The organism is Caloranaerobacter ferrireducens (assembly GCF_001730685.1).
GTDB lineage: Bacteria > Bacillota > Clostridia > Tissierellales > Thermohalobacteraceae > Caloranaerobacter > Caloranaerobacter ferrireducens.
The window spans coordinates 15,608-39,473 of sequence record NZ_MDJR01000008.1 but is presented as its reverse complement, the minus strand read 5'-3'; the positions used below and the strand labels follow the sequence as shown (position 1 = coordinate 39,473).

The window sequence follows — 23,866 nt, the reverse complement described above, 5'->3', positions numbered from 1 at the left end:
TTATGAAAAGCATAGGAAAAGTAGTGGCTATAAATATAAGTGAGAAGAAAGGGGTAATAAAAACACCTATAACTGAAGGCATATTTAAAGAAAATTTTGGTTTAGTGGGTGATGCTCATGCAGGAAAATGGCACAGACAAGTTAGTTTACTTGGAATAGAGAGTATTGAAAAGATGAAAAAATTAGGAGTAAAAGGGTTGTGTAGCGGAAAGTTTGCTGAAAATATTACTACTGAAGGAATAAAGCTTTATGAATTACCTGTAGGGACTAAATTAAAAATTGGGGAAACGATACAAGAAGTAACTCAAATTGGTAAAGAATGTCATTCTGGTTGTGCTATAGCAAAAGAAGTTGGACAATGTGTAATGCCTAAAGAAGGTATATTTACAAAAGTTTTAAAAGGTGGCAAGATAAAAGTAGGTGATGTTATTGAAGTATTGTATTAAGGTCCGACCATTAAATCAACTAAAAAATATAATTGATTATTAGAAAAATATTTAGTATAATGAACTTGTTACATTGTTAAAAAATAAACAAACGGGGATGTTATGCAAATTTCAGAAAAAATACTTGATGCTAATAAAAAATATGTTAAAGTAAGAAGAGAAAGAAGAGATGATAAACCAATAAGTTCTCATGCACAAAAAGAAATACTTATTTTTACATGCATGGACACAAGATTAGTTGGATTAGTTGAAGAAGCCATGGGCTTTAAAAGAGGAGAAGTAAAGGTTTTAAAAAATGCTGGCAACAGTATTAGAGACAATTGTGATGATGTCATAAGAAGTATATCTTTAGGAACGATTATGATGGGTTTAAAGGAAGTTTTTGTAGTAGGGCATAAAGATTGTGGTATGGCAAAACAGAGCTTAGAGGATATAAGAAATAAGATGTTAGAAAGAGGAGTTCCTAAAGAAGCTATAGATTCAATAGACTTAGCTAATTGGACAGGCATTATAAAAGATGAAAAGGAAAATGTAATTCAAGTAGTAAAAAAAATAAAAAATTCACCATTTGTACCTAAGGATGTTAAAGTTCATGGTTTTCTAATTGACCCGAATAGTGGGGAATTAGAAGTTATAATAAATGATAATGAATAGAAAGGAGTAATAAAATGCAAAAGAGAATGTTGACACCACCAGAAATAACTCAAGCTACTATTAACGCTGGTATAAAAAAGGCTAATCTATCAACTTTGCAAATGATTTTATTAGGAATTTTTGCAGGTATTTTTATAGGCTTTGGTGCACAAGCTGATATTACTGTTATGCAAACATTAAAAAATATTGATGTTGGACTTATGAAATTTATGGGTGCTGCAGTATTCCCTGTAGGACTTATGTTAGTTGTAATGGCAGGGGCAGAATTGTTTACAGGAAACAACCTTATGACATTAGCTTTAATGGATAAAAAAATTAATGCAAACCAAATGTTAAAAAACTGGTTCTTTGTTTATTTAGGGAACTTTATCGGATCAATATTATTAGCTATAGTTGTAGTTAAAGCTGGTTTTTATAAAGTAGATGCTCCAGCTACTCAATTAGCTATAAAAATTGCTACTGGAAAAGTTGGTTTAACATTTAGTCAAGCCTTCTTTAGAGCAATACTATGTAATGTTGTTGTAGTTCTTGCAGTATGGCTTGCAACAGGAGCACAAGATGTAATTTCTAAAATATTTGCTTGTTGGTTCCCAATTATGATGTTTGTTTTATCAGGTTATGAGCATAGTGTAGCTAATATGTATTTTATTTCTTTAGGTAAATTTTTAGGAGCTGAAGTTACTTGGGGACAAATTTGGATGAAGAACTTAATTCCTGTTACTATAGGTAATATAGTGGGAGGAGCTATTATAGTTCCTGTTGTATATTATTTAGTTTATGTAATACCTGCTAGAGAAAAAGAAACTAAATAAGGCTTAATATATAGTTAAAATGAAGGATGCAGTTTTGCATCCTTTTTTGTTTGAATTTTGATAAAAATTTTTTTGTTTTAGGCTAAATAAATTGTTAAATTATGTCGATAAATATATTGCAAGGCATTAAAATTAAATATTTTGGCAAACTAACCGAAAGGTTAGGACGCAAAGCTATGGGCCTAAGGGACTAATATCCTATGGTTGCCAGGCTGCCCATGAAATGTTTTCATGGTTAAGTAAGACGATATTCTTATGGTTAGTTTGCCTAGTACATTTGTACTAGGTTTTTTATTTTTATCTTATTAGGGGGTGGAAAACTTGAGAAATATGCTTAAGTATGCATCTAAAAAAACAACTTCAGTATTGATGATTTTAGCACTGTTATTTAATTTGTTTTCTTTTAATTTAGATATAGCATACGGTGTAGAAGTAAATGAACCAGAATTTATTATTAACAACGTAGATGCACAATATATGGGCTTTGGAGACGATTTACATATTCAACTGCTAAATACTGAATACAATGGTGAAGGTTCTAATGAGACGGTAGTTACAGTTGTTTATGGTAAATCTACTCCTTTAGATGAATTTGAACAACCTATTGAAGAACTAGCTACAGAATTTAAAGTTGAATTCAAAAGCGTAATAGAAAATGTATATGGAGAAGATGTTTATACACCAGACTTTGAATTTTTTGGACACTTCGTTGATTTTAGAAATAGTGAAGAATATTCTAGACTTGATGAAGATTTTAGTAACAAGTCAGAAAATGCAAAAACTGCAATACCCGTATATGCAGCAAAGAAAAATGAAATAGAACTTAACTATCTAAATAAAAGTATAAAATTCTATTGGATACCAGAACCACCGAAATTCAGCATAGCAGAAGATGAGTATTATGATAATGATATTATAGAAGTTGAATTGTTTAATATTGTTGATTCAGAGCAAATAGCGATTCAGGGTAGTTCGGTAATAGTAGATGAAAACAATAATGAGATTGGACAACCTATAGATTTTAAAGTGGTTTTCCATGAAGAATATGATCCAGAGTATAGATTCTATAAACTATATGGTCATTTTTCTGATAAGAATAATACTGATGAATATATTGAAATAGGTGAAACATTAGAAGGAAAAACTGACAATGAATTAACAGCGATTCCTGTAGATAAGAGAGAGAGAAATAAAATAACTTTAAAATATGGTGAAAATACTGAAGTTGTATTTTATTGGCAATCAACTGACTATTGGATAAACGCACATAAATTAACTTACGATATTCAAGAAAATCCGATTGTTGATGTTGCAGTAGAAAATTTTACAGGTTACAAAGATAAATTGTATATTGAATTACTGACTAAAGATACAGAAACACCTACAACTATTGCAAAATTAGGATATAGAGAAACTATTGCAAATGAAGATCCGAATAGCAATGAAGAAATAATTAGATTTTCTTATGAGGCTGAAAATAGTGAATTATTTATTGATTTTAGTGATAAAGAAATAAACAATCAAGAAATTTTAGTTAAACTTGTATATGATAAGAATGATGACGGAATACCAGAAAAATCTGAACAGCTTTGGGAAGCAAGAATAGATAATAGTCCTCCAAATCCTAATACATGGTTTAGTGGAGAAGAAATAATAAATGATGTTAAGTATTATACAGTAAAAGTAAATTTTGATGATATGGTTAAGGGAAGTTCTATATCAGAGTACAACTTTGAGCTTAAAAAAGATGATATATCAACTGGAATATATCCAGATATGATTGAATTGTTTGGTGATGAGAATACTGACTCTTATTATGAAGTTAAGTTATATTTTATGGAAAGTAATTTTATTGGAAACTTGCTTGTAGTAAGAAATATTGAAGATAAAGTAGGACATATTTTAGATGAAAAAGTTACTGAATTTCATATGGATATTCATATTAAAGGAAATGTAATCGATCAACAAGGAAGTATATTATCCGATATAGAAGGTGCTGAAATTATTTTAGTACCAGAAGATTTAGATTTATCAATGATTGATTTTGAATATGAAAGTATTTATGATTATGTGGATTTTATCCATATTGATGGAAATGGGATGTTTGATAGATGGATAGAGCCTGGAACATATAAGGCTGTAAGTTTAGAAATTTGGGATGAAAATGGTGAAAAATCAATCAGCATTGATAAAACTATAGAAGTTCCATATATGGCTGATGGGGAAGTATTTAATTTTGATATTCAAATTCCAGATGATAATGTATTTGGCAATGTTCATAGAGAAGATGGAGAGTTCTATGTAGACAAACTATTAATAATTGATACTAGCTATTTATCTTATATAGAAGATAAAGATGTACAAAATGATGAAATATTTAGGATATTTGGAAAGACTGTTGAAACAAATGAAGATGGAAGCTTCTCAATACATCTTGCTCCTGGCGAGTATTTAGTTATTGGCAAACAGCTAGGATTTACTCATATAAAACCTGAAGAGGAATATATATTTACAGTTAATAATGATGAATCCACATATTTAAATAAAGAAATAATATTTCCTTTAACCAATATATTCGGAAATATTATAGACCAAAAAGGTAATCCTCTACAAAATGGTCATATAGTTATTGTAGATGATAATGATGGTTTTTATGAGACAATGACAGATCCATCTGGCAACTTTGGTATAGCTTTAGATGATGGCAATTACTATCTTGCAGCTGTGTCCAAAATTTTTAATGAAAATGATAATGGAGGACTTTACTTTGTAAATAAACAATTTCAAGTTTTAAATGGAAAGATAGTGTTAGTTGATGATAAAAGTCCACTTGAAAATATACAATTACCAGCACCAAATCTTGAGATAAAACTAACTCAAGATGGACAAATTTACAAAGGCGAAGCTGGAATAGAATTTAATTTTGAATACAATGGCGAAATTGTTGAACCAGGTTCATATACTAAGACAGGTACATTCGAATTCTATTTGTTACCTGGAGCTTATAATTTTTATGAGTTATGGGCGTTTAATGAAGAAACTAATGAAAAAATAAAAGTAGAGAATATGGATTTAAAAATAATTTTAGATGAAAATTCAAATTATACTGGAGAAAATGCTTATGTAATAGATTTAGATAATATAAAGGAAGAGAGTAGTAATGTGGTAATTTCTTTAGTATATGAAGATGGAACATCTTTATCAGGGTATGGACTTCCAATACGTGGAATAGAGAACTCTATAGAAGAGTGGAGAAAAACAGATAAAGACGGCAAGGTTTACTTGAATTTAGAACCTGGTTTATATAAGATTGATGGTTATGAGATAGACGGACATTGGAAAGATTTGGATTATAAGTTTGAAGTAACTGAATCACACACTATAGATAATAAACTGCAAGTAGTTATTACTATAAAGCAGCCTAATGTATTAGGACAAGTTTTAAATGAAGATAATAATCCGATACCTAATGCTTGGGTAGATTTAGAAAAACTTCCTGATGCAACAAAGGGTGAATTTTTCAGCGAATATATGGGATTTGGTGTAAATGAAAATGGTGAATTTGCAATAAATCTTGAAGAAGGAGAATATCTTGTAAAAGGTATATGGAATCCAAATGAACAGATATGGCAAGAAGTTAATATAAAATTTTATATAGTTAATGAAGATGGAAATCTTGAATTAAGACTTACACTGAATGGAGAGGCTGTTACTAACCTAATAATTCAAAAACCACAGGATAATGTTAAAGGATATGTGTTTAAGAAAATTGATGCTCAAACTAATGAAGGAATACCTTTTGATGGCAGAGCTCAATATGCAGGTGAAGATGATGATTTTAATCAAGTTTGGTTGGTCTTAAGAGAATATGGTATTTCAGATGAAGAATTTAAAGAAGCACCTTGGCAATATGAAAAATGGATACATGTAAAAGAAGATGGAAGCTTTAGTGTATTTTTAGATGAAGCTAAAATATATGAGGCTTTTGCAATTTCTACACCAAAAAAATATATAGAACTTAATCCTGATAGAAATAATCCTATATTAATTGAGCCACCTGCATTAGATTTAATAATAATACCACCTAAGCCAAACTTTAGTGGACAAGTATTAGATTTTGATGGTAATCCAATACCAAATGCATTTATTAGTATTGAAAAAGCGGATTATACTCAGTGGTTTGGAACAGAAACAGATGAAGAAGGATATTTTGGATTTAATTTAAAAGATGGAGAATATATTATTAGAGATATTTCTTACAGAATTGATGATGGTTTAGACAAAGAAGAATATTACTATGATTACTCAAAAGAACGTAGGATAACTTTTAATAAGAAAATTGTTATCAACGATTTAACAGATAATATTGTACTAAGACCGAATGTTAAAGGTAATCTTAATATCGGAGATATAAGCATTACCAATAATGATTATGTAGGAATTGGTATTAGAAAAATACTAGATGAACAAGATCCTAATTATGAAGATTATAAAGAGAATCCTTGGAAATATGAGATATGGATGGATGTTAAATATACAAGTGGGACAAATACTGGTCAATTCATAGGATATCTTGAGGATGGCAGATATGAGATTATCGGTGTTAGCACACCAGGCGGCTGGAAACAGTTAGGTATTGAATTTACATTAAATAAATCTGATTATGCAGATATTATAACCTATAATTCAGGTAATGATACTTATGAGCTGAATGTAAATTACGTACCAAATGTAGTAGGTAGGATTTTGGATAAAGATGGTAATCCAGAAGTGGATGCATGGGTTAATATTGAACGAATAGTAGATGAAGAATTTAATGATGATGGTACTATAGCTTACAATAGTGATTATTATTACAACAGATGGTTTAGCACAAATACAAATGACAATGGAGAGTTTTCAATTAAATTAAATGATGGAGATTATAGGATAACAGGTTATTCTACAAGAGGATATTGGAATGAAAATAATACTTGGATAAATGGTAAATGGGTTAGCGTGAATTATGAATTCAAGGTTGTTAATGGTCAATTAGCAGATATATCTTCTTTAGAGATTAGACCAAATGTTATAGGTTATGTTAAGAAGTACAACAAAGAAGCTGAACAATTCGAAATAGTTCAAAATTCATGGATGAGAATTAAACCAGCAAATGATAATTGGGAAGTAGATTACGACAACTGGATGGATGATAAATGGGCTAATTCTGATCAAAATGGACAATTTACTTTAGTATTACAGCCTGGTAAGTATAAGGTTGTAGAAGCTGGTGGAAAAGATACTTGGATGCAGCTAAATATAAACTTTGAAGTAGATAACCAGGGTAATCTTGTTGAAAATGAATATGTAGTTAATGGAGAACTTATTGTAAAACAACAAAAACCGAATGTTAGAGGATATGTAAAAGATGAAAATGGAAATATTCTTGCTAACACTCATATAGCTATAAAACCAGCAGGTGCGAAAGAACATGACTGGAGTAATGTAAAATGGATTCAGACTGATGAAGATGGGTATTTTGAACTGAGCCTAGATGATGGTAATTGGAAAGTAACAAATATATCTGCACCTGGTTTATGGCAAAGATTATATATACCATTTACAGTAGAAGGAGAGAATATAAGCTCACCAGTTGATGGAGTAATAGAAAATGGATTATTGCAAATTAAGCCTCCAGTTCCTAATCTTGTAGGTATAGTTAAAGATTCATATGGAAATCAAGTGACTGATAAAGCATGGTTAACAATTAAACCAGTAGATGCAGGTATAAATGATTGGGATAATGCACACTGGATTGAATATAAAAATTATGATGGTGAGTATAAATTCAAAATATACTTAGAACCAGGTGAATATAAAGTAGTTAACGTATACGGATATAATTTTAGCTATGAAACTGATATTAGATTTACTATAGGTCAGGATGGAACTTTAATTGATTCAGAAAATATAGTTAATGGTGAATTGGTTGTATCACCACCTGAACCTAACGTTATAGGTACAGTTACAGCTAGTATAGATGGACAAGAACAGGTGTTAAGTTACGGATGGATAGGAATTGCAAGATATGATAATGAAGGAAATCAACTTACTTTAGATGGATTAAGGATAAATGAAGAAAAGTATTATAACGCTGATGATATTTATTGGCACTATACTAAATGGGTAAATGTTGATGAAAATGGACAGTTTAGCATTAGATTGGAGCCAGGTTTGTATAAAGTAATAGCTGTATCTGGTAATGGAATATGGTATAAACCTTATACTGAGTTTACTGTAAATGAAGGTCAACAGACTCATGTTGAAGTCAAAGAGCCGGGACCAAACGTTACAATAATTATCAAAAATACTGGACTAAATGACCAAGAAGCTTGGATAGATATTGAATTAGATAAGAAAGGAACTAAACATTACGTACCTGTTCAATTGAAGAGTGCTAACAATGGTGAGTATGTATTTGAAACTAGATTAAGAACAGGAGATTATGTAATTAAGAACTTTGGTACACCTTCATATTGGACAGAAATCGAACAAGAATTTATTGTTAATGATGAACAAACTCAACTTAACATAGTGATAGATTTTAATAACGAAACTAAGAAAAAGGTAATCGGACAAGTTAAACAAAATGGAACAAGTTTAAGTGGAAAAGTATGGGTTGCAATTCAACCAGTTGTTAATGGAGTAATAGATACTTCAGTTGAAAAGAGATGGATACAGACATCAGAAGATGGTACGTTTACTTTTAAACTTGATTCAGGAACAACATGGGCAGTGACTGATATAACAACGTCAGAAAGATATTATACTATTAATTCACCTCTAAACTACAGTGTTACTGTAACAGAAGATGATGTACAGTCACCATCAGAATGGATTATAGACTTAAGTTTACTTCAATAATATTAACTGTGGGCTACTTAGCCCACAGTATCATCTTTATACTCTAAAAGGATGGGAGTGAAAAACAGGTGAGAATAAATATGAAAAAGTATTTTATAAATAAATTACTGGCTTTTACTATAATTTTTACTATAATCTTTACACAATTTGCAGTATTTAATACCGTTAAAGCTGTATCTACTTTTACTATTAGTCCAAAAGCTGTAAGCAGTTCATCTCTTCCTAAAAGGATTACAATAACATCACTAAATTCATTTACAGCAGGCAATAGCACTCCTTATATAATGCAGAATGGGTCAGTAGTTAAAACTGCACAAGTTAGTAGCGTTACTTCAACTGCAGATGAAGTTAGCTTTACTTTAGGAGCAGGTTTAGCAAATGGGGTATACGATATAAGAATAGTAGACCCTAAGGGTACTTATGATGTTGGAACTATAACAATAGGGGATCCTTCAATTAGCAGTATTTCACCAACGAGTCTAGCAAAAGATTATAGTAATCAAGAAATAACTGTTACAGGAGTTAATACTAATTTTACTTTAGGAAAAACTTCAGTTGAAATATTAGACAGTCAGAATCAAGTAATGAATTATGTAGATTTTATTACATCAGTAGATTCTAATACAAACTTAACATTTAAATTGAAAGACGGATTACCTTCTGGGACATATTCAATACGAGTTACTACAGATGATGAGATTATTACTGCTGTTAATGCTTTAGAAGTAAGAGGAACGCCATCTATTTCGATTTCACCTAATAATATAAGCGAGGGTTATTCTACAACTACTATTAATGTTACTGGAGTTAATACAGGTTTTAGTCAAACCCAAACAACAGTTAGTATTATAGGAAAAAGCAACATTGTGGGTAGTATAGTTGTTAATAATGAGAATAGTTTATCATTTTCACTAAACAGTGGTTTGGAACCAGGAGTATATACTGTAGAAGTTAGTACGGGTAATGAAGTAGTGCAAACGACTTTATCAGTAAACTCTGTATCAGCTTCACTTCGGTATCAAGGATTAGATTTAGATAAAATTCCTGCAGGGTATATATCGCCTTATAATTTAGTTTTAGTAGGGACTAATACAAGTTTTTCAAGTGGAATAACACAATTAAATTTATATAATGGAAATCCTGATAGTGGTGGTACTGACATAACAGCAACTTATATTTCGAATATAAATGTATCTAACAATACTAATATAAGCTTTCAGTTGGAAACTGGATTACCAGTAGGGACATATTATGTTAGAGCCGTGACTGGTAGCCAGATAGTAGAGGATACTTTTACAGTTGATGCACCACAAATAACAAATGTGGAATTTGTTTCAGATGTAGTAAGTGGAAATAATATACCTGAAGGATATAAAAAAATGACTGTGGAAATAACAGGAACAAACACATTATTTAGGCAAGGAACAACAACAGTTGAAATTCAAGAGTTAACAGGTAAAACTGAAACAGTAGTTGTTGAAGATTCTACGCATTTAAGCTTTTCATTAAAAGAAGGATTAAGTGCAGGAAATTATACAATTGTAATAGATATTGATGGAGATAGCAATACTAGCTCAGATAAAGCTACTTATCAATTTACTGTAACTTCACCTACAATAGTATCGGTTTCCCCAAATACTATTGTTAATGCGGGCAGTACACCGATTACTATAACTGTAATAGGTGATATGACTCATTTTTCAAAATCAATACCTATAATAGAAATATTAGATGATCAGCAAACAGCTATATCAGAGGTTACAATTTCTAATGTAGAAGTTATTAACGATACGAAACTTACTTTTAATTTAATTCCTAATACTATAATAATGCAAGGAAATTATGGAATTAAGATAACTACATCTAGCAGTTTAATAAATGAAGTTGTTCAAGGCAGTTCGTTAATAAAAGTAAATACTGCTGGAATTAGCAGTATATCTCCTTCATCAGTATACAAGGATGAATTAGGAAACAAAGAAATAACTATAACTGGTATTAATACAAACTTTATTCAGGATAATACAACTTTAACTATTGATAATAATCCAATCAGCAATGTGAACATTATTTCAACTTCACAATTGAACTTTACAATACCAAATGAAAGCTATTTAACAGAAGGTACACATACAATAAAAGTAGTTGATGGAAATGGTGATGAGTTTGAAACAAGCATATTAATTGCTGTTCGTTCGATATCAATATCTCCTAAGGAAAAAGATTTTGGATATAGCTCTTTCACAATGTTAGTAACAGGGGAAGGGTTGACTTTTAACACAACAGATAAAAAACCTTCTTTAACAATTTCTGGATATGGCGGGGTTACGCTAAGTGATAGCGAAATAAATTCAACTCAATTTACATTTAATTTCCCTGAGGGTCTTGAGGCTGGAGATTACACAATAACTGTTATTTGGAATGGTTTAAGCTTTACAGATACTTTTACTGTAAATGAAACAATAAATCAAGGACAAACACAAGAAGATCAGCAGGAACAATCGGAAGAGCAGCCACAAGAACAAACTCAAGAGCAGCCACAAGAACAACCACAGATACCAATAATACCACTACCTATTATTCAAGAAGAACCACAAAATCCTGAAGAGAATTTAGAGTTTATACAAGAAGACAGTGAAAAATCTATAGAAGAGAAAGTATTAGAAGATGGAATAATAATAAATCAGATAATCTATGATGAACAGAAAACTTTAGAAGCTATTAATAATTTAGCAAGTAATAGTTTTAACATTATAGAAGAAGAAATATCAAATGTTGAAATCAAATTACCTTACAGTATAGTAAATGTTCTTAAAGAAAAAGATGATGATATGTCAGTAATAGTTAAATCTAATTTGGCAGAATATATTTTACCAGTAGATGTAATTGATATGGATGAGATCAAAAATGTACTAAAAGATGAAAACATAAGTATAGATATAATAATAAAAGAGCCTTCAAAGCAAGTAATAAACGAAATAGAGGATGTTGTTAAGAAACAGAATATGAAGTTGCTAACTGCACCTGTAGAGTTTAAAATAGAAGCTTCAGCTAGTGAACAGAACAAAATAGAGATAAATAATTTTAAATCAAAATATATAACTAGAAAAATTACACTAAATACAACAGTAGATGTAAATAAAGTTGTAGGTGTAGTGTTTGATGAAGAAAATAATATGTTTATCCATGTACCAACTAAAATTGTAAATGAAAATGGAAACTATGTAGCTTATTTGAAAAGAAAAGGTAACAGTATTTATACATTAATTGAAAGTCAAAAAACTTTTGAAGATATTGTAAATCATTGGGCTAAGGATAATATAGAGATATTAGCTTCAAAATTAATCATAAATGGGAAAAATGAAAATGAATTTGCACCTAATGAAAACATAACAAGAGCAGAGTTTGCAGCACTTCTTGTAAGAGCATTAGGTTTGAAAACTAATGAGACAAGCAGTAATAATTTTTCAGATATAGAAGGAAAAGAATGGTTTGCAAAAGTTGTTAGCACAGCAGTTGATGAAGGATTAGTTACTGGCTATGATGATGGTACATTTAAACCATATAAGACTATAAGTAGAGAAGAAATGGCAGTTATGGTTACTAGAGCATTAAAAGTAGCTGGCAGAAATATAACAGTGGATGATAATGAATTAAATACATTGTTAAATAAATTTGATGATAAATCTATTATAGCAAATTGGGCTAAGGAATCTGTAGCAATAGCTTCAAAAGAAGGTATAATCACAGGTAAAACTTACAATACATTTGTACCCAAAGATAATGCAACAAGAGCAGAAGCAGCTACGATGTTAATTAGAATGATGAAAGCTGTAGATTTTATAAATTAAAAATAAGGAGGTATTTTACCTCCTTATTTTCATTTAGAAAATATTATTTTAAATCTATAAGAAGGAAATTAATCAAAGATGTCAAAATATTAACATAATTCAGAATAGTGAGGTGTAGTATATTGGTTAGGCAAAATGGTATTCTGTTAGAAGATATTTTAAAAATGGACTGTATGAAAAATTGCAAGCTTATTGCTGGCTATAAAGGTATAAAGAATACTGTTTCAAGAGTTAATATTATGGCAGACCCTGACATTTTAGATTGGGTTCATGAAGGAGAGTTGTTATTGACAACAGCTTATTCTTTTAGAAAAGAAAGTGTAATAGAGCAGAAAGAATTTATTAAACAGTGTTCAGAGAAGAAATTAGCAGGCATAGGAATTAAAATTTATCCTTATATAAAATCTCTATCTAAAGAAGTAATTGAATTAGCCGATAAATTAAATTTTCCAATTATTGATCTTTATTATGCTACACCTTTTTCAGATATTATGACTCCGATTTTTAAAGAAATATTTAATAAACAGGCATCTTTACTTCAAAGATTAGAAAAAATACACGAAAAATTGATGAATGCAATGATGGGTAATTTTAGTATTGAGAAAATAACTGAGGTTGTGTATGAAAGTGTTAGAAATCCAGTATTAGTTGATTTAGAATTTCCTAAAAAAACAATAATAAAATTTGACTGCGAAGACGATAAAACTAAAAATTTACTTTTAAAAAATCTAAAAAAATTTTATAAAGAATCTTTAAGTAAATATAAAGATAATAAATTATATGAAAGTACAGAGTTAATAAAAGGGAAGTACATAAAAAGAATGGTTATGCCAATTATTGTTAAAAACCATCTTTATGGATATATTTTTACATGGTCTACTAGTACTCCATTAGGCGGGTTTGATTTTTCTGTTTTAGAATCAGCTTCAACTACAATAGCTTTGGAAATTCTGAAAATATTATCAGTAATGGAGGTGGAAAATCGACATAAATATGAATTTATAGAAGATTTAATATCTTTGGATAATAAAAGAAGAGAAAAAGCTTTAGAAAGAGCAGTTTTATTTAAGCTAAATCGAGATAATAAATATGTAATGGCAGTAATTTGTATTAATAGAAGTACAAATACAGAAAATGCGGCATTATCTGATGATTCATTTCAAAAAAAAATTATTAGATTGGCAAACTCAATAGAAAAACTTATAGGAGACATTAATATTAATGGTCTTGTTACAAATAAGACTGATAGCATATATGTGTTATTATCTTTTAATGACAATGAAAAAATGGATTTAAAGTTAGAGATATTTAGTAATAAAGTAGAAAAGTTATTAAGAAAAAGCTTAGGTAAATTTAAATTTAGAATGGGGATAGGCAGAGAATATATAGGTTTAATGAATGCATATAAAAGTTATATGGATACAATTAAGGCTATCAGAGCAGGCGGTATTTTAGATGAAAATTGTGTAGTTAATTTTGAGGATTTAGGTATATATAAAATACTATGTCATGACTCTTTGAAAGAAGAACTTATAAAATTTTATAATACTACTATTAAATGTTTAGTTGAATATGATATAAAAAAATCTACAGATTTAGTAAAAACGTTAGAAGCATATTTCGAATACAATGGCAATCTTAAGAAAATGTCTCAGGCACTATTTACACATTATAATACTATTCTTTATAGGATTCAAAGAATTAAGGATATAACTGGTATGGATTTAGAAAATGCAAAAGACAGATTAAACTTAGAGGTAGCTTTGAAAATAAAAAAAATATTGCAAAGTGAGGAATAAATACGTGGATATCAAAAAAAATATTTTTCTAACAGGTAATATTAATGCTGGTAAAAGTACAATATTGAAAAAAATTATTAAAGAGCTAAGAATCAAAACTTCTGGGTTTCTAACCTTGCCATATATAAAACAGGGTGAATTACTAGGATTTCACATAAAAAGTCTTATAGATGAAAGTGAAATGTTAGATTATAACAAAATTCATTTTATAGGAAGGAAATTAATAAATGATAGATGGGAAGCTTATCCTGAAATTTTTGATAGTATAGGGGCAAGAATACTTAAGGATAGTTTAAAGTCGAAAAAAGATGTGATTATAATGGATGAACTTGGTTTTTTTGAAACAAATGCTTTGAAGTTTCAGGAATATGTATTTAGATGTTTACATTCTCATAAAATTGTATTTGGAGTTATCAAACCTACAAAAACAGTTTTTCTAAATAATATTCGAAATAGAGATGATGTACTTATATTGGAAATAAATAAAGAAAATAGAGATAATCAGTATAAAAAGATAAAGAGTATATTTGAGGAAGTGCTAAGATGTCATTTGTTTGGAACAAGCATAATTTAAAATGGTTTGAAACGGCTGTGATTGAAACAGAATTTTATTCTAAAATAGTAGCAAAATGTAGTCATATTATCGATAAAGAGAGTACTTTCATTGACATAGGTTGTGGAACGGGTGAATTATCTATATGTCTTTCTTATTATACAAAATTTGGAACAGCAGTTGATATAAATAAACTAGCTATTGATAGATTGAAGCATAAATGTATAAATTTAGGCATAAATAATATAACTTTTTTAGTTGCTGACTGGTTAAAGTATAATTTCTCTTTAAGATATGATTTGGTATTTTTATGTTATATAAACGGATTTATTCCTAATATAAAAAAGCTGAAAGCTCTTTGTAAGAAATATTTAGTATTAGTACTACCTAAAAGTTTAGAAAGTAATCCTTTTAGGATAGGAGAATTTTGCGAAATAAAAAGTAAGCATAATGAAACTGTATATGATGTAATAGAATATTTACAACTTTATAATATAAATTTTGAATTAATTAATCATTGTGAAGAATTTGGACAACCATTTGAAAGTTTTGAGGAATATACTAATTTCTTAAGATTTTATTTTAAGATAAATGATATAGTTACTATTAATAAAATAGCATCTAAATATTTGATAAAAACTGAGAGAGGTTTTTATCTACCGAATATTAGAGAAAGCGGTATTATTATAATTAAGGGAGATGATCTAGTTGAGTAGAGGTTTTACTTTAAAGGAGCTTTTGATAATATCATTACTTGCTACGATATCTATCGTATCAAAACCAGCAGTATTTTATGTATCTTCTGTTATTACTGCTACTTTTCATGTTCCAGCAGGAATAATAGGAGGAGTATATTATATGATGTGGCTTACATTAGTTTACAGAATAATAAAAAAGCCTTTTTCCGTGATTCTTTTTTGTTTAATACAAGCGTTTTTAGCAGTTACATTAAATGGTATGTTTATTCTTAAAGCTCTTACTTTTATTCCTCCTGGGATAGGTGTTGAAATAGTATTACGAACTGTCAAATTTAAGAATGATTGTATAGTTAATATTTTAGCAGGAGCTGTTGCTAATTTGCTAGGAGCTTCTTTATCGTACATATTATTTTTTGGTAAACAAAAAGAAATATTTATAGTAGTTGCAGTAATGTCTGCTGTAAGTGGAGGATTAAGTGGGATATTAACAACTTTTATATATGAAAAAATTTTAAACTCGAAAATAATATCCGATTTGAAAGTTAGTGTCAGAACTAAATAATGCCATTCATCCTCATTTTTTAGTTGAGGATGAATGGCATTATTTTTAAAGAAACTACCTACTCTTCAACTAATGCGACTGCTCTAATTGGTGATCCTGATCCATCTCTTATTTTTAATGGTAGTCCAAAGTATAAAAATCGTTTATTTACTACTTTATCCAGATTGCATAAATTTTCTGTGTTTGTTATATCGTATTCACCACAAACTAGATGTCCAGAAAAATTCAAATCTTTAGGATGATCAATCGCAGGTGCATCTACACCTATATTAACTACTCCTTTTTCAGCAAGCCATTTTGCTCCTTCATAGCTTAAACCTGTATATGTAGTTTGCCATTTATCTGTACCGAAGTTTCTATCATAATGACCTGTATATAATAATACAATATCTCCAGGTTTTATTTCTTGTCCGGAATTTTTAACGGCTTTTTCTAAGTCTTCTGGTTCTATCATTCTGCTCTCAGGTACAAATGATACATCTATACAGATTGCACTTCCCCAAAAATATTCTAATGGCATTTTATCAATAGTATCTCCAGTTGGTTTATATTCCCATACTGCATCACTATGTGTTCCACCGTGCTCGCTGATTAAAAGATTTCTGGCAGAGAAACCTAAAGTTTTGCTTCCAGTAGTTTTCATGTTTTCTTCATGTGTCATATTTGTCATTATGAAAGTTTTCTGATGCATTGGAAAAACAGACATGCCTTGATAAATTTCTTGTGATAAATCAATTAAACGAAGCCCCATGTAGAAATCCCCCTTTTTGAAGATTCTAAATAGAAAATTGTTTCAATTGGGAATGGATAGATCATTTTCATTATATCACTTATGGGAAGAAATTCCTTTATTATATTTTTTTGAATTAGTTAGTGTATAAATGAGAAAGAAATCAAAAATTCTTTGAAATTGTTTAAAATACACAATTACACAAGTCATATATTTCAATTTGTGGGAAAGCACATATATACTTATTCAAAAAATTATAAAAAAATAACAAATTCTAAGGATAAAAAATACAAATGGACAGACAAGTTTTGTAAAAGAACTACAAAGGTTATAGCACTAATATGTGGAATGGTTAACAATGAAAAGAAATAGTATTTTAATAAAGTATAAATTAACTGAAAAGTAAGGAGGATGTGGGATGTCAGAAGAAAAGAAGTACATATTAGCTGTTCCTAACTTTAGTGAAGGTAGAAGAAAAGAAGTTATAGAAGCGATAGTTGATCAAGTAAGAAATGTAGAAGGAGTAAAATTAGTTAGTTATGAGCCAGAGTATGATTTTAATAGAACGGTTGTAACATTAATTGGTGAACCAGAGCCTTTAAAAGAAGCACTACTTAATATGGCAGGTAAATCATATGAATTGATAAATATGGAAGAACAAACAGGAACTCATCCTAGAATTGGTGCTCAGGATACAATACCAATATTTCCATTTAAAAATATTACATTAGAGGAATGTGTGCAATTAGCAGAGGAGATTGGGAAAGAAATTTTTGAAAGATATAAAGTACCTGTTTATTTTTCAGGACAGAATGCAAGATGTGAAAAAAGGAAGGCTTTATCTTTTATAAGGAAAGGACAATATGAAGGGCTTAAAAAAGTAGCCCATACAGATGAAAGAAAGCCAGATATTGGTCCTGCAGCTTTACATCCAACAGCAGGTGCGACAATTGTTAGTGCAGATACAGAAGGATTGACAGCATATAATGTATTTTTGGCCACTGAAGATTTAAGTATTGCTAAGAAGATAGCAAAAGCAGTAAGAGGACCTAGTGGTGGTTTTTCAACAGTTAGAGCAGTTGGTATCAAATTTCCAGAAAGATCTGGTGTAGTTGTTTCAATGAATATGTTTGATTGCACTCAAACACCACTTTATAGAGCATATAACTTTGTTAAACAGGAAGCGGCAAGATATGGAGTAGCTGTTACTGGTTCTGAAATAGTAGGACCGGTTAAATTAGAACACTTATTAAATTCATTGGAGTATTATTTAGGATTAGAGAATTTTAGAAAAGAGCAGATATTAGAGACACATTTGATGAAGTAGATACCAGTCGATATTTAATAGTTGATAGCCAATAGATGGTAGCTTTTGGTTGTCAGTTGATGATAAAGTATTACATTGGCTGGCAACCGTTTAAATAATATTAATACAAGGGGGATTTAAAATGTATGATGTAATTATTAAAAATGCTCGTATTCCACAGGGGGATGATACGATATTAACTAATATTTTAGTTAAAGACGAAAAAATTGCAGGTTTTACGCAGGATTTAGATGGTATTGATGCTAAGGAAATAATTGATGCAGAAGGTCACTTAACATTACCTGGATGTATTGATTCACATACACATATAAATGATCCTGGTTTTACACATAGAGAGAATTTCCTTACAGGTACATCTGCAGCAGCAAGTGGCGGTATAACAACAATAATAGATATGCCATGCTGTTCAGTTCCATCTGTAAGAAGTGTAGAAAACTTAGAGCATAAGCTAGAAGCTATAAAAGATAAAGCAATTGTAGACTATGCTATGTGGGGTGGAGTTACTGGAGAAGATGTAAGAAATGGATGGTTGCATAATGTTGAGGAGCAGGCAGATTATGGGGTATGTGCTTTTAAAGTATATATGACACCATCAGTTCCAACTTATCCTAGAGTAACAGATCCTGAAATGCTAGAAGCATTTAAAGCTGTAGCTAAAACTGGTCTTCCAATAGGCATTCATGCAGAAAATTTTGCTATGTGTGATTTTTATGTAAAGAAATTCCAAGCTGAAGGTCGTATGGACGGACCTGCATGGGCTGAGGCTAGAATGACTTTAGCTGAAAAAGTGGCTATTCAATTAGGAATAAGCTTTGCTGAGGAGACAGGTGCAAGGCTTCATATAGTACACATGAGTACAGGTATAGGAGCTATTTTAGTAGGAGAAGCAAAGAAGCGAGGACTAGATGTAACTGCTGAAACTTGTCCTCACTATTTGACACTAAATTATAAGGATGCGATGAGTGAGTTTAAACAATTTGCAAAGATAGCTCCTCCATTAAGAACTAAAGAGGATAATGAAATATTGTGGAAGGCATTACAGGATGGAAGAGTTGACTTTATAGCGACAGACCATGCTCCATACGAAATACCTACAGAAAAGGAAGCAGAAGGAATGAATATTTGGACAGCTTTTCCTGGAATACCAGGTGTAGAAACAATGGTACCTGTAATTATAAGTGAAGGATATAACAAGGGAAGACTTTCATTAAGCAGATTAGTAGAAGTATTAAGTACGAATCCAGCTAAGCATTATGGTTTATATCCTAAGAAAGGTGCTATGTTTATAGGTTCTGATGCTGACTTTACAATTATAGATTTAGAAAAAGAATGGACAATAGATAAAGATAAGATGTATACAATGGCTAAATATACACCGTTCCATGGATTTAAGTTAAAGGGTAAGCCAGTTAAAACAGTAGTTCGCGGTAAGCTTGTTTATGATGATACTGAAGGTATTGTAGGTCGTGAAGGTTATGGTAAGTTTATAAAAAGACAAAACAAAGGTAAATTAGAAAGAATAATAAAATTCTAAGGAGGTAAATAGCAATGCCTAGACACGCTATATTAGTTATAGATATGTTAAATGATTTTATTGGAGAGAAAGCGCCATTAAGGTGCCCAGGAGGAGAGAAAATAGTTCCTAACTTACAGAGACTATTTGAATGGGTAAGAAATAGAGAAGGTGACGATGTTCAATTGGTGCATATACAGGAAGCACATAGAAAAAATGATGCAGATTTTAGAGTAAGACCTGTTCATGCTGTTAAGGGAACTTGGGGGTCAGACTTTATAAAAGAGCTTTATCCTCAAGGAGACGAATATATAGTTCCAAAAAGAAGACATAGTGGTTTTGCATATACAGATTTAGATTTATATTTGAGGGAAGAGAATATTGATACAGTTGTGGTTACTGGTGTTTGGACTAATGTATGTGTAAGAAGTACTGCATCTGATGCATTGTACCATGCTTATAAGGTAATAGCATTAAGTGATGGATGTGCATCAAAAACAGAAGAAATGCACGAATATGGATTGAAGGATATGAGCTTATTTGCAAAGGTTATGACTATTGATGAATATATAGATGCGTGGGAAAAGGGAATCGACCCATGGATAGGTGGAGGAGATACAGAGAATAAAGTTAAGTAATTTGAATTTGTCTGCCTCAATTGAGGCAGACAAATGACTAATTTTTCATAAGACTTAGGAAGAGGGGTAGCTGAATGAGATTGATAGTTGGAATAACAGGGGGAAGTGGTGCTATATACGGAGTAGGACTTCTTAAGGTATTGAAAGAACTTGGTGTAGAAACCCATTTAGTAGTTTCAAGTATGGGAGAATATGTAATGCAGCATGAATGTGGTATTAGTTTAGATGAACTTAAAGAGTTAGCTACTCATTTTCATGATAATAGAAATCTAGCTGCACCAATTGCCAGTGGTTCTTTTAAAACGGATGGAATGGTAATTGTACCATGTTCTATGAAAAGTTTAGCTTCAATTGCGAATGGTATTTCTGATAACCTCTTAACAAGAGCAGCTGATGTAATATTAAAGGAGAGAAGAAGATTAGTGTTAGTGACTAGAGAAACTCCTTTAAGTGCTATACATTTAGAGAACATGTTAAAACTTTCGAGAATGGGTGTAACTATTTTGCCTGCATCTCCAGGCTTTTACAATCATCCCCAATCTATAAGTGATATTGTTAGTTCGATTATAGGTAGGACTTTAGATCAATTTGAGATTAATCACAATTTAATAAAGCGATGGGGAGAATAAATTAGAAAAGAGGGATAATATGGAAAGGCAAATGTTAAGAGCCAGCTTGGAGAAGCTTAAACAAAACGGGAACTTATTAACCTGTGATGTAGAAGTAGATCCAGAATATGAATTAGGAGCGGTGCTAAAATATTATTCCAACACTAGACCAATGCTATTTAGTAAAGTTAAAGGATATAGGATTCCTGTTGTAGGAGCAATGTTTGGAGATAGAAATATATATTACAATATGCTCAACTTAACTCATGGTGATAGAATTTATAGAATAATAGATGCTATTGCCAATCCTAAACCAACTAGACTTTTAAATACAGGTCCTGTAAAAGAAAATATTATAACTAGAAATATTGATATTCCAAGGATGTTTCCTATACCTACATTTCATGAGAAAGATTCATCATCATATATAACTGCAGGGATTATTGTTATTAAAGACCCAGAAACTAATAAAAGGTATACTTCGGTTAGAAGATTACAAGTTAATGGTGGCAACAGGTTGAGTATACTTGTAGCATCTCCTAAACTCAAAGACCAGCTATTGAATTTAGAAAATCAAAATAAACCGTTAGAGGTTGCTATAATTTTAGGTTATGATTACGAATTTCTATTGGCATCTCAGGTAAGCAGTCATTTTTTCGGAGTTGATAAATACGAAATAGATAGTGCTTTAAGAGGAGAACCATTAGAGTTAGTAAAATGCCATACAGTAGATTTAGAAGTTCCTGCATATGCTGAAATAGTATTAGAGGGAATAATACCTCCGAAAAAAAGAGAAATAGAAGGACCGTTTGGTGAATTGATGGGATACTATGGAGGAGCAAATTCTCATCCTATTATTGAGATAACTGCTGTAATGCACAGAAATAATCCAATATTTCAAGTATCATTCCCTTGTAGAGAAGAACACTTACCTAATGGGTTAATTAGAGAGGTTGAGCTTTATACTAGTTTAAGCAAGCTTGTAGATGTTAAGGATGTTAACGTAACAATCGGAGGAGGATATAGATTTCATGCAGTAGTTTCAATAAACAAAAAGAAAGAAGGGGATGCGAAAAGCGCTATTTTAGCGGCTTTAGGATGCAATAATGATTTTAAGCATGTAATTGTTGTAGATGATGATGTTGATATATTTAACACAAGTGAAGTTGAAGGAATTTTAGCGACTAGAGTACAAGCATCAAAAGATTTAGTTATTATTTCAGGAGCTAATGGCTCTGTATTAGACCCATCGCATAATTATAAAGGGACTACCGATAAAATAGGTATAGATGCAACAAAACCATTAGAAAAAAAGGGAGTAGATTTTGAAAAGGCTAAGATTCCTAGATATGAAAATATAGAAATTACAAAATATTTTCCCAATATTAAATAAAAAGGTGGTATAAATTATGAAACAAGCATTGGGAATGGTAGAAACAAGGAGTTTAGTAGCTGCAATCCAAGCGGCAGATACGATGGTTAAATCAGCTGATGTTAGAATAGTAGATTTTGAATTTGTTGGTTCTGGCATAGTTTCTGTAATGGTCGAAGGGGAAGTTGCTGCTGTTAAGGCAGCTGTAGAAAACGCTAAAGAAACAGCTAGCCAAATTGCAGAAATTATATCGGTAAATGTGATACCAAGGCCCCATACAGAAGTTGATAAGATTTTAGAGTATTAGTGGTGGTGAGAACATGGTAAATTCGTTGACGAATGTAATTCTTAACAATATTTTAGAAAAATCAGGTAATAAAAATAAAGCTAATTTAAAGGCATACAGTAGTACTTCTCATAATCTTAACAAGAGAGAGGAGCAGATACTTTTAGAAATATTTCATAAGAAGAACAATACTCAAAATAGATCTGGAGTAGTGAATAAAATAACATTAGAAGATTTAACGAGAAAAACTCATAAAAAAGAAAGCAGTATTATAAATAGAAAAAGTACCATTACAACTTTAGAGGAATTATCATTAAAACTAAAACAAAAGTAGAGAGAAAAAAGAAAATGGTAATTCTAGTAAAGAGCCAAAAGAAAGTGAGGTGTAGTTTTGAAAAAAGCATTAGGTTTAATAGAAACGGTTGGTTTAACAACAGCGATAACTGCATTAGATGCGGCAAGTAAGGCGGCTGATGTTACATTGGTAGGATATGAGAAAGTAATTGGTGCTGGTAAGGCCGTTAGTGTGACTATACAAATAGCAGGTGAGGTTGCAGCTGTGAAGGCTAGTGTTGAAGCAGGAGTATCAGCAGCTAATAGAGTTGGTACGGTGTTATCATATCATGTAATACCAAGACCTCATGAAGAGGTGGATAAACTAATAGAAAAGTTTAAGAAAAACTTTGAGAAAGATAAAAAATCTAACAAAATCAAGGATAAATCAAAAAATAAGAAAAAAGAAAATAAATAAAGGAGGAGTTTATATGAGTCAAGCTTTAGGTATGGTTGAAACTAAAGGTTTAGTGGGAGCTATTGAAGCTGCTGATGCTATGGTTAAAGCAGCAAATGTTACATTAGTAGGTTATGAAAAAATTGGTTATGGATTAGTTACTGTAATGGTAAGAGGAGACGTAGGTGCTGTTAAGGCTGCAACAGATGCTGGTGCTGAGGCAGCAAGAGCAGTTGGAGAGTTGCATTCAGTTCATGTAATACCAAGACCTCATTCTGAAGTTGAGAGAGTATTATTAAAAAATGAATAGTTTTCATCCCATTTTAGCTACCATACTCTCCTAATGAGTCATAATTATTTTTTAGTTAGAAACAATAAGCTAATCAA

The 23,866-nt window shown here is 30.7% G+C and carries 20 protein-coding genes and 1 riboswitch; of the genes, 19 read left to right on the top strand and 1 reads right to left on the bottom strand.

Going from position 1 to position 23,866, the window contains the following annotated elements:
• The first annotated feature begins 2 nt into the window (after positions 1 to 2).
• From BFN48_RS10765 to BFN48_RS10725, 9 genes are all read left to right on the top strand, one after another.
• Positions 3 to 446 carry an MOSC domain-containing protein gene (locus BFN48_RS10765; protein ID WP_278287341.1) on the top strand — a complete coding sequence of 148 codons (444 nt, stop codon included), beginning with the start codon at positions 3 to 5 and terminating at the stop codon, positions 444 to 446.
• Between the two features lie 102 nt (positions 447 to 548).
• Complete coding sequence (locus tag BFN48_RS10760) at positions 549 to 1,100, top strand: beta-class carbonic anhydrase (protein WP_069650913.1); 552 nt, start codon at positions 549 to 551, stop codon at positions 1,098 to 1,100.
• Positions 1,101 to 1,114: 14 nt separating this feature from the next.
• Positions 1,115 to 1,912: a formate/nitrite transporter family protein gene (locus BFN48_RS10755; protein WP_069650912.1), complete on the top strand. Its 798-nt coding sequence runs from the start codon at positions 1,115 to 1,117 to the stop codon at positions 1,910 to 1,912.
• Positions 1,913 to 2,045: 133 nt separating this feature from the next.
• Positions 2,046 to 2,132, top strand: a riboswitch (cyclic di-GMP riboswitch).
• A 101-nt stretch (positions 2,133 to 2,233) separates the two neighbouring features.
• Positions 2,234 to 8,815 (top strand): hypothetical protein, encoded by a 6,582-nt coding sequence (locus tag BFN48_RS10750; RefSeq protein ID WP_069650911.1) that lies wholly within the window; start codon positions 2,234 to 2,236, stop codon positions 8,813 to 8,815.
• Positions 8,816 to 8,895: 80 nt separating this feature from the next.
• The gene (locus tag BFN48_RS10745) at positions 8,896 to 12,663 is read left to right on the top strand and encodes an S-layer homology domain-containing protein (RefSeq protein ID WP_069650910.1); all 3,768 of its coding nucleotides are present in this window, start codon (positions 8,896 to 8,898) and stop codon (positions 12,661 to 12,663) included.
• A gap of 122 nt (positions 12,664 to 12,785) precedes the next feature.
• Positions 12,786 to 14,462, top strand: coding sequence for a PucR family transcriptional regulator (locus tag BFN48_RS10740; protein WP_069650909.1), 1,677 nt, complete (start codon positions 12,786 to 12,788; stop codon positions 14,460 to 14,462).
• A gap of 4 nt (positions 14,463 to 14,466) precedes the next feature.
• Positions 14,467 to 15,036 (top strand): nucleoside-triphosphatase, encoded by a 570-nt coding sequence (locus tag BFN48_RS10735; RefSeq protein WP_069650908.1) that lies wholly within the window; start codon positions 14,467 to 14,469, stop codon positions 15,034 to 15,036.
• On the top strand, positions 15,006 to 15,731 hold the full coding sequence (locus tag BFN48_RS10730) for a class I SAM-dependent methyltransferase (protein WP_069650907.1): 726 nt from the start codon (positions 15,006 to 15,008) through the stop codon (positions 15,729 to 15,731). The genes BFN48_RS10735 and BFN48_RS10730 overlap by 31 nt, the downstream gene beginning before the upstream one ends.
• On the top strand, positions 15,724 to 16,275 hold the full coding sequence (locus BFN48_RS10725) for an ECF transporter S component (RefSeq protein ID WP_069650906.1): 552 nt from the start codon (positions 15,724 to 15,726) through the stop codon (positions 16,273 to 16,275). The genes BFN48_RS10730 and BFN48_RS10725 overlap by 8 nt, the downstream gene beginning before the upstream one ends.
• 58 nt (positions 16,276 to 16,333) lie before the next feature.
• Here the strand turns inward: BFN48_RS10725 and BFN48_RS10720 are convergent, their stop codons facing one another.
• Complete coding sequence (locus BFN48_RS10720; RefSeq protein WP_069650905.1) at positions 16,334 to 17,026, bottom strand: cyclase family protein; 693 nt, start codon at positions 17,024 to 17,026, stop codon at positions 16,334 to 16,336.
• A gap of 201 nt (positions 17,027 to 17,227) precedes the next feature.
• Between BFN48_RS10720 and BFN48_RS12500 the strand changes: the two genes are divergently transcribed.
• From BFN48_RS12500 to pduA, 10 genes are all read left to right on the top strand, one after another.
• Positions 17,228 to 17,377 carry a hypothetical protein gene (locus BFN48_RS12500; protein WP_176718871.1) on the top strand — a complete coding sequence of 50 codons (150 nt, stop codon included), beginning with the start codon at positions 17,228 to 17,230 and terminating at the stop codon, positions 17,375 to 17,377.
• Between the two features lie 46 nt (positions 17,378 to 17,423).
• A complete protein-coding gene (ftcD, locus tag BFN48_RS10715) occupies positions 17,424 to 18,332 on the top strand; it encodes a glutamate formimidoyltransferase (protein WP_069650904.1) in 909 nt (302 codons plus the stop codon).
• A gap of 121 nt (positions 18,333 to 18,453) precedes the next feature.
• Entirely contained in the window at positions 18,454 to 19,866 is a 1,413-nt protein-coding gene (gene allB / locus BFN48_RS10710; RefSeq protein ID WP_069650903.1) for an allantoinase AllB, read from the top strand.
• 14 nt (positions 19,867 to 19,880) lie between these two features.
• A complete protein-coding gene (locus BFN48_RS10705; protein ID WP_069650902.1) occupies positions 19,881 to 20,483 on the top strand; it encodes a cysteine hydrolase family protein in 603 nt (200 codons plus the stop codon).
• Between the two features lie 74 nt (positions 20,484 to 20,557).
• On the top strand, positions 20,558 to 21,112 hold the full coding sequence (locus BFN48_RS10700) for a UbiX family flavin prenyltransferase (protein WP_069650901.1): 555 nt from the start codon (positions 20,558 to 20,560) through the stop codon (positions 21,110 to 21,112).
• Between the two features lie 19 nt (positions 21,113 to 21,131).
• Positions 21,132 to 22,484, top strand: a complete 1,353-nt coding sequence (locus BFN48_RS10695; protein ID WP_069650900.1) for a UbiD family decarboxylase — start codon at positions 21,132 to 21,134, stop codon at positions 22,482 to 22,484.
• Positions 22,485 to 22,500: 16 nt separating this feature from the next.
• Positions 22,501 to 22,770 (top strand): BMC domain-containing protein, encoded by a 270-nt coding sequence (locus BFN48_RS10690; RefSeq protein ID WP_082394843.1) that lies wholly within the window; start codon positions 22,501 to 22,503, stop codon positions 22,768 to 22,770.
• A 13-nt stretch (positions 22,771 to 22,783) separates the two neighbouring features.
• Complete coding sequence (locus tag BFN48_RS10685) at positions 22,784 to 23,083, top strand: hypothetical protein (RefSeq protein WP_054871529.1); 300 nt, start codon at positions 22,784 to 22,786, stop codon at positions 23,081 to 23,083.
• A gap of 57 nt (positions 23,084 to 23,140) precedes the next feature.
• Positions 23,141 to 23,500: a BMC domain-containing protein gene (locus BFN48_RS10680; RefSeq protein WP_069650899.1), complete on the top strand. Its 360-nt coding sequence runs from the start codon at positions 23,141 to 23,143 to the stop codon at positions 23,498 to 23,500.
• 13 nt (positions 23,501 to 23,513) lie between these two features.
• The gene (gene pduA / locus BFN48_RS10675) at positions 23,514 to 23,789 is read left to right on the top strand and encodes a propanediol utilization microcompartment protein PduA (protein WP_054871531.1); all 276 of its coding nucleotides are present in this window, start codon (positions 23,514 to 23,516) and stop codon (positions 23,787 to 23,789) included.
• The last annotated feature ends 77 nt before the right edge of the window (positions 23,790 to 23,866 follow it).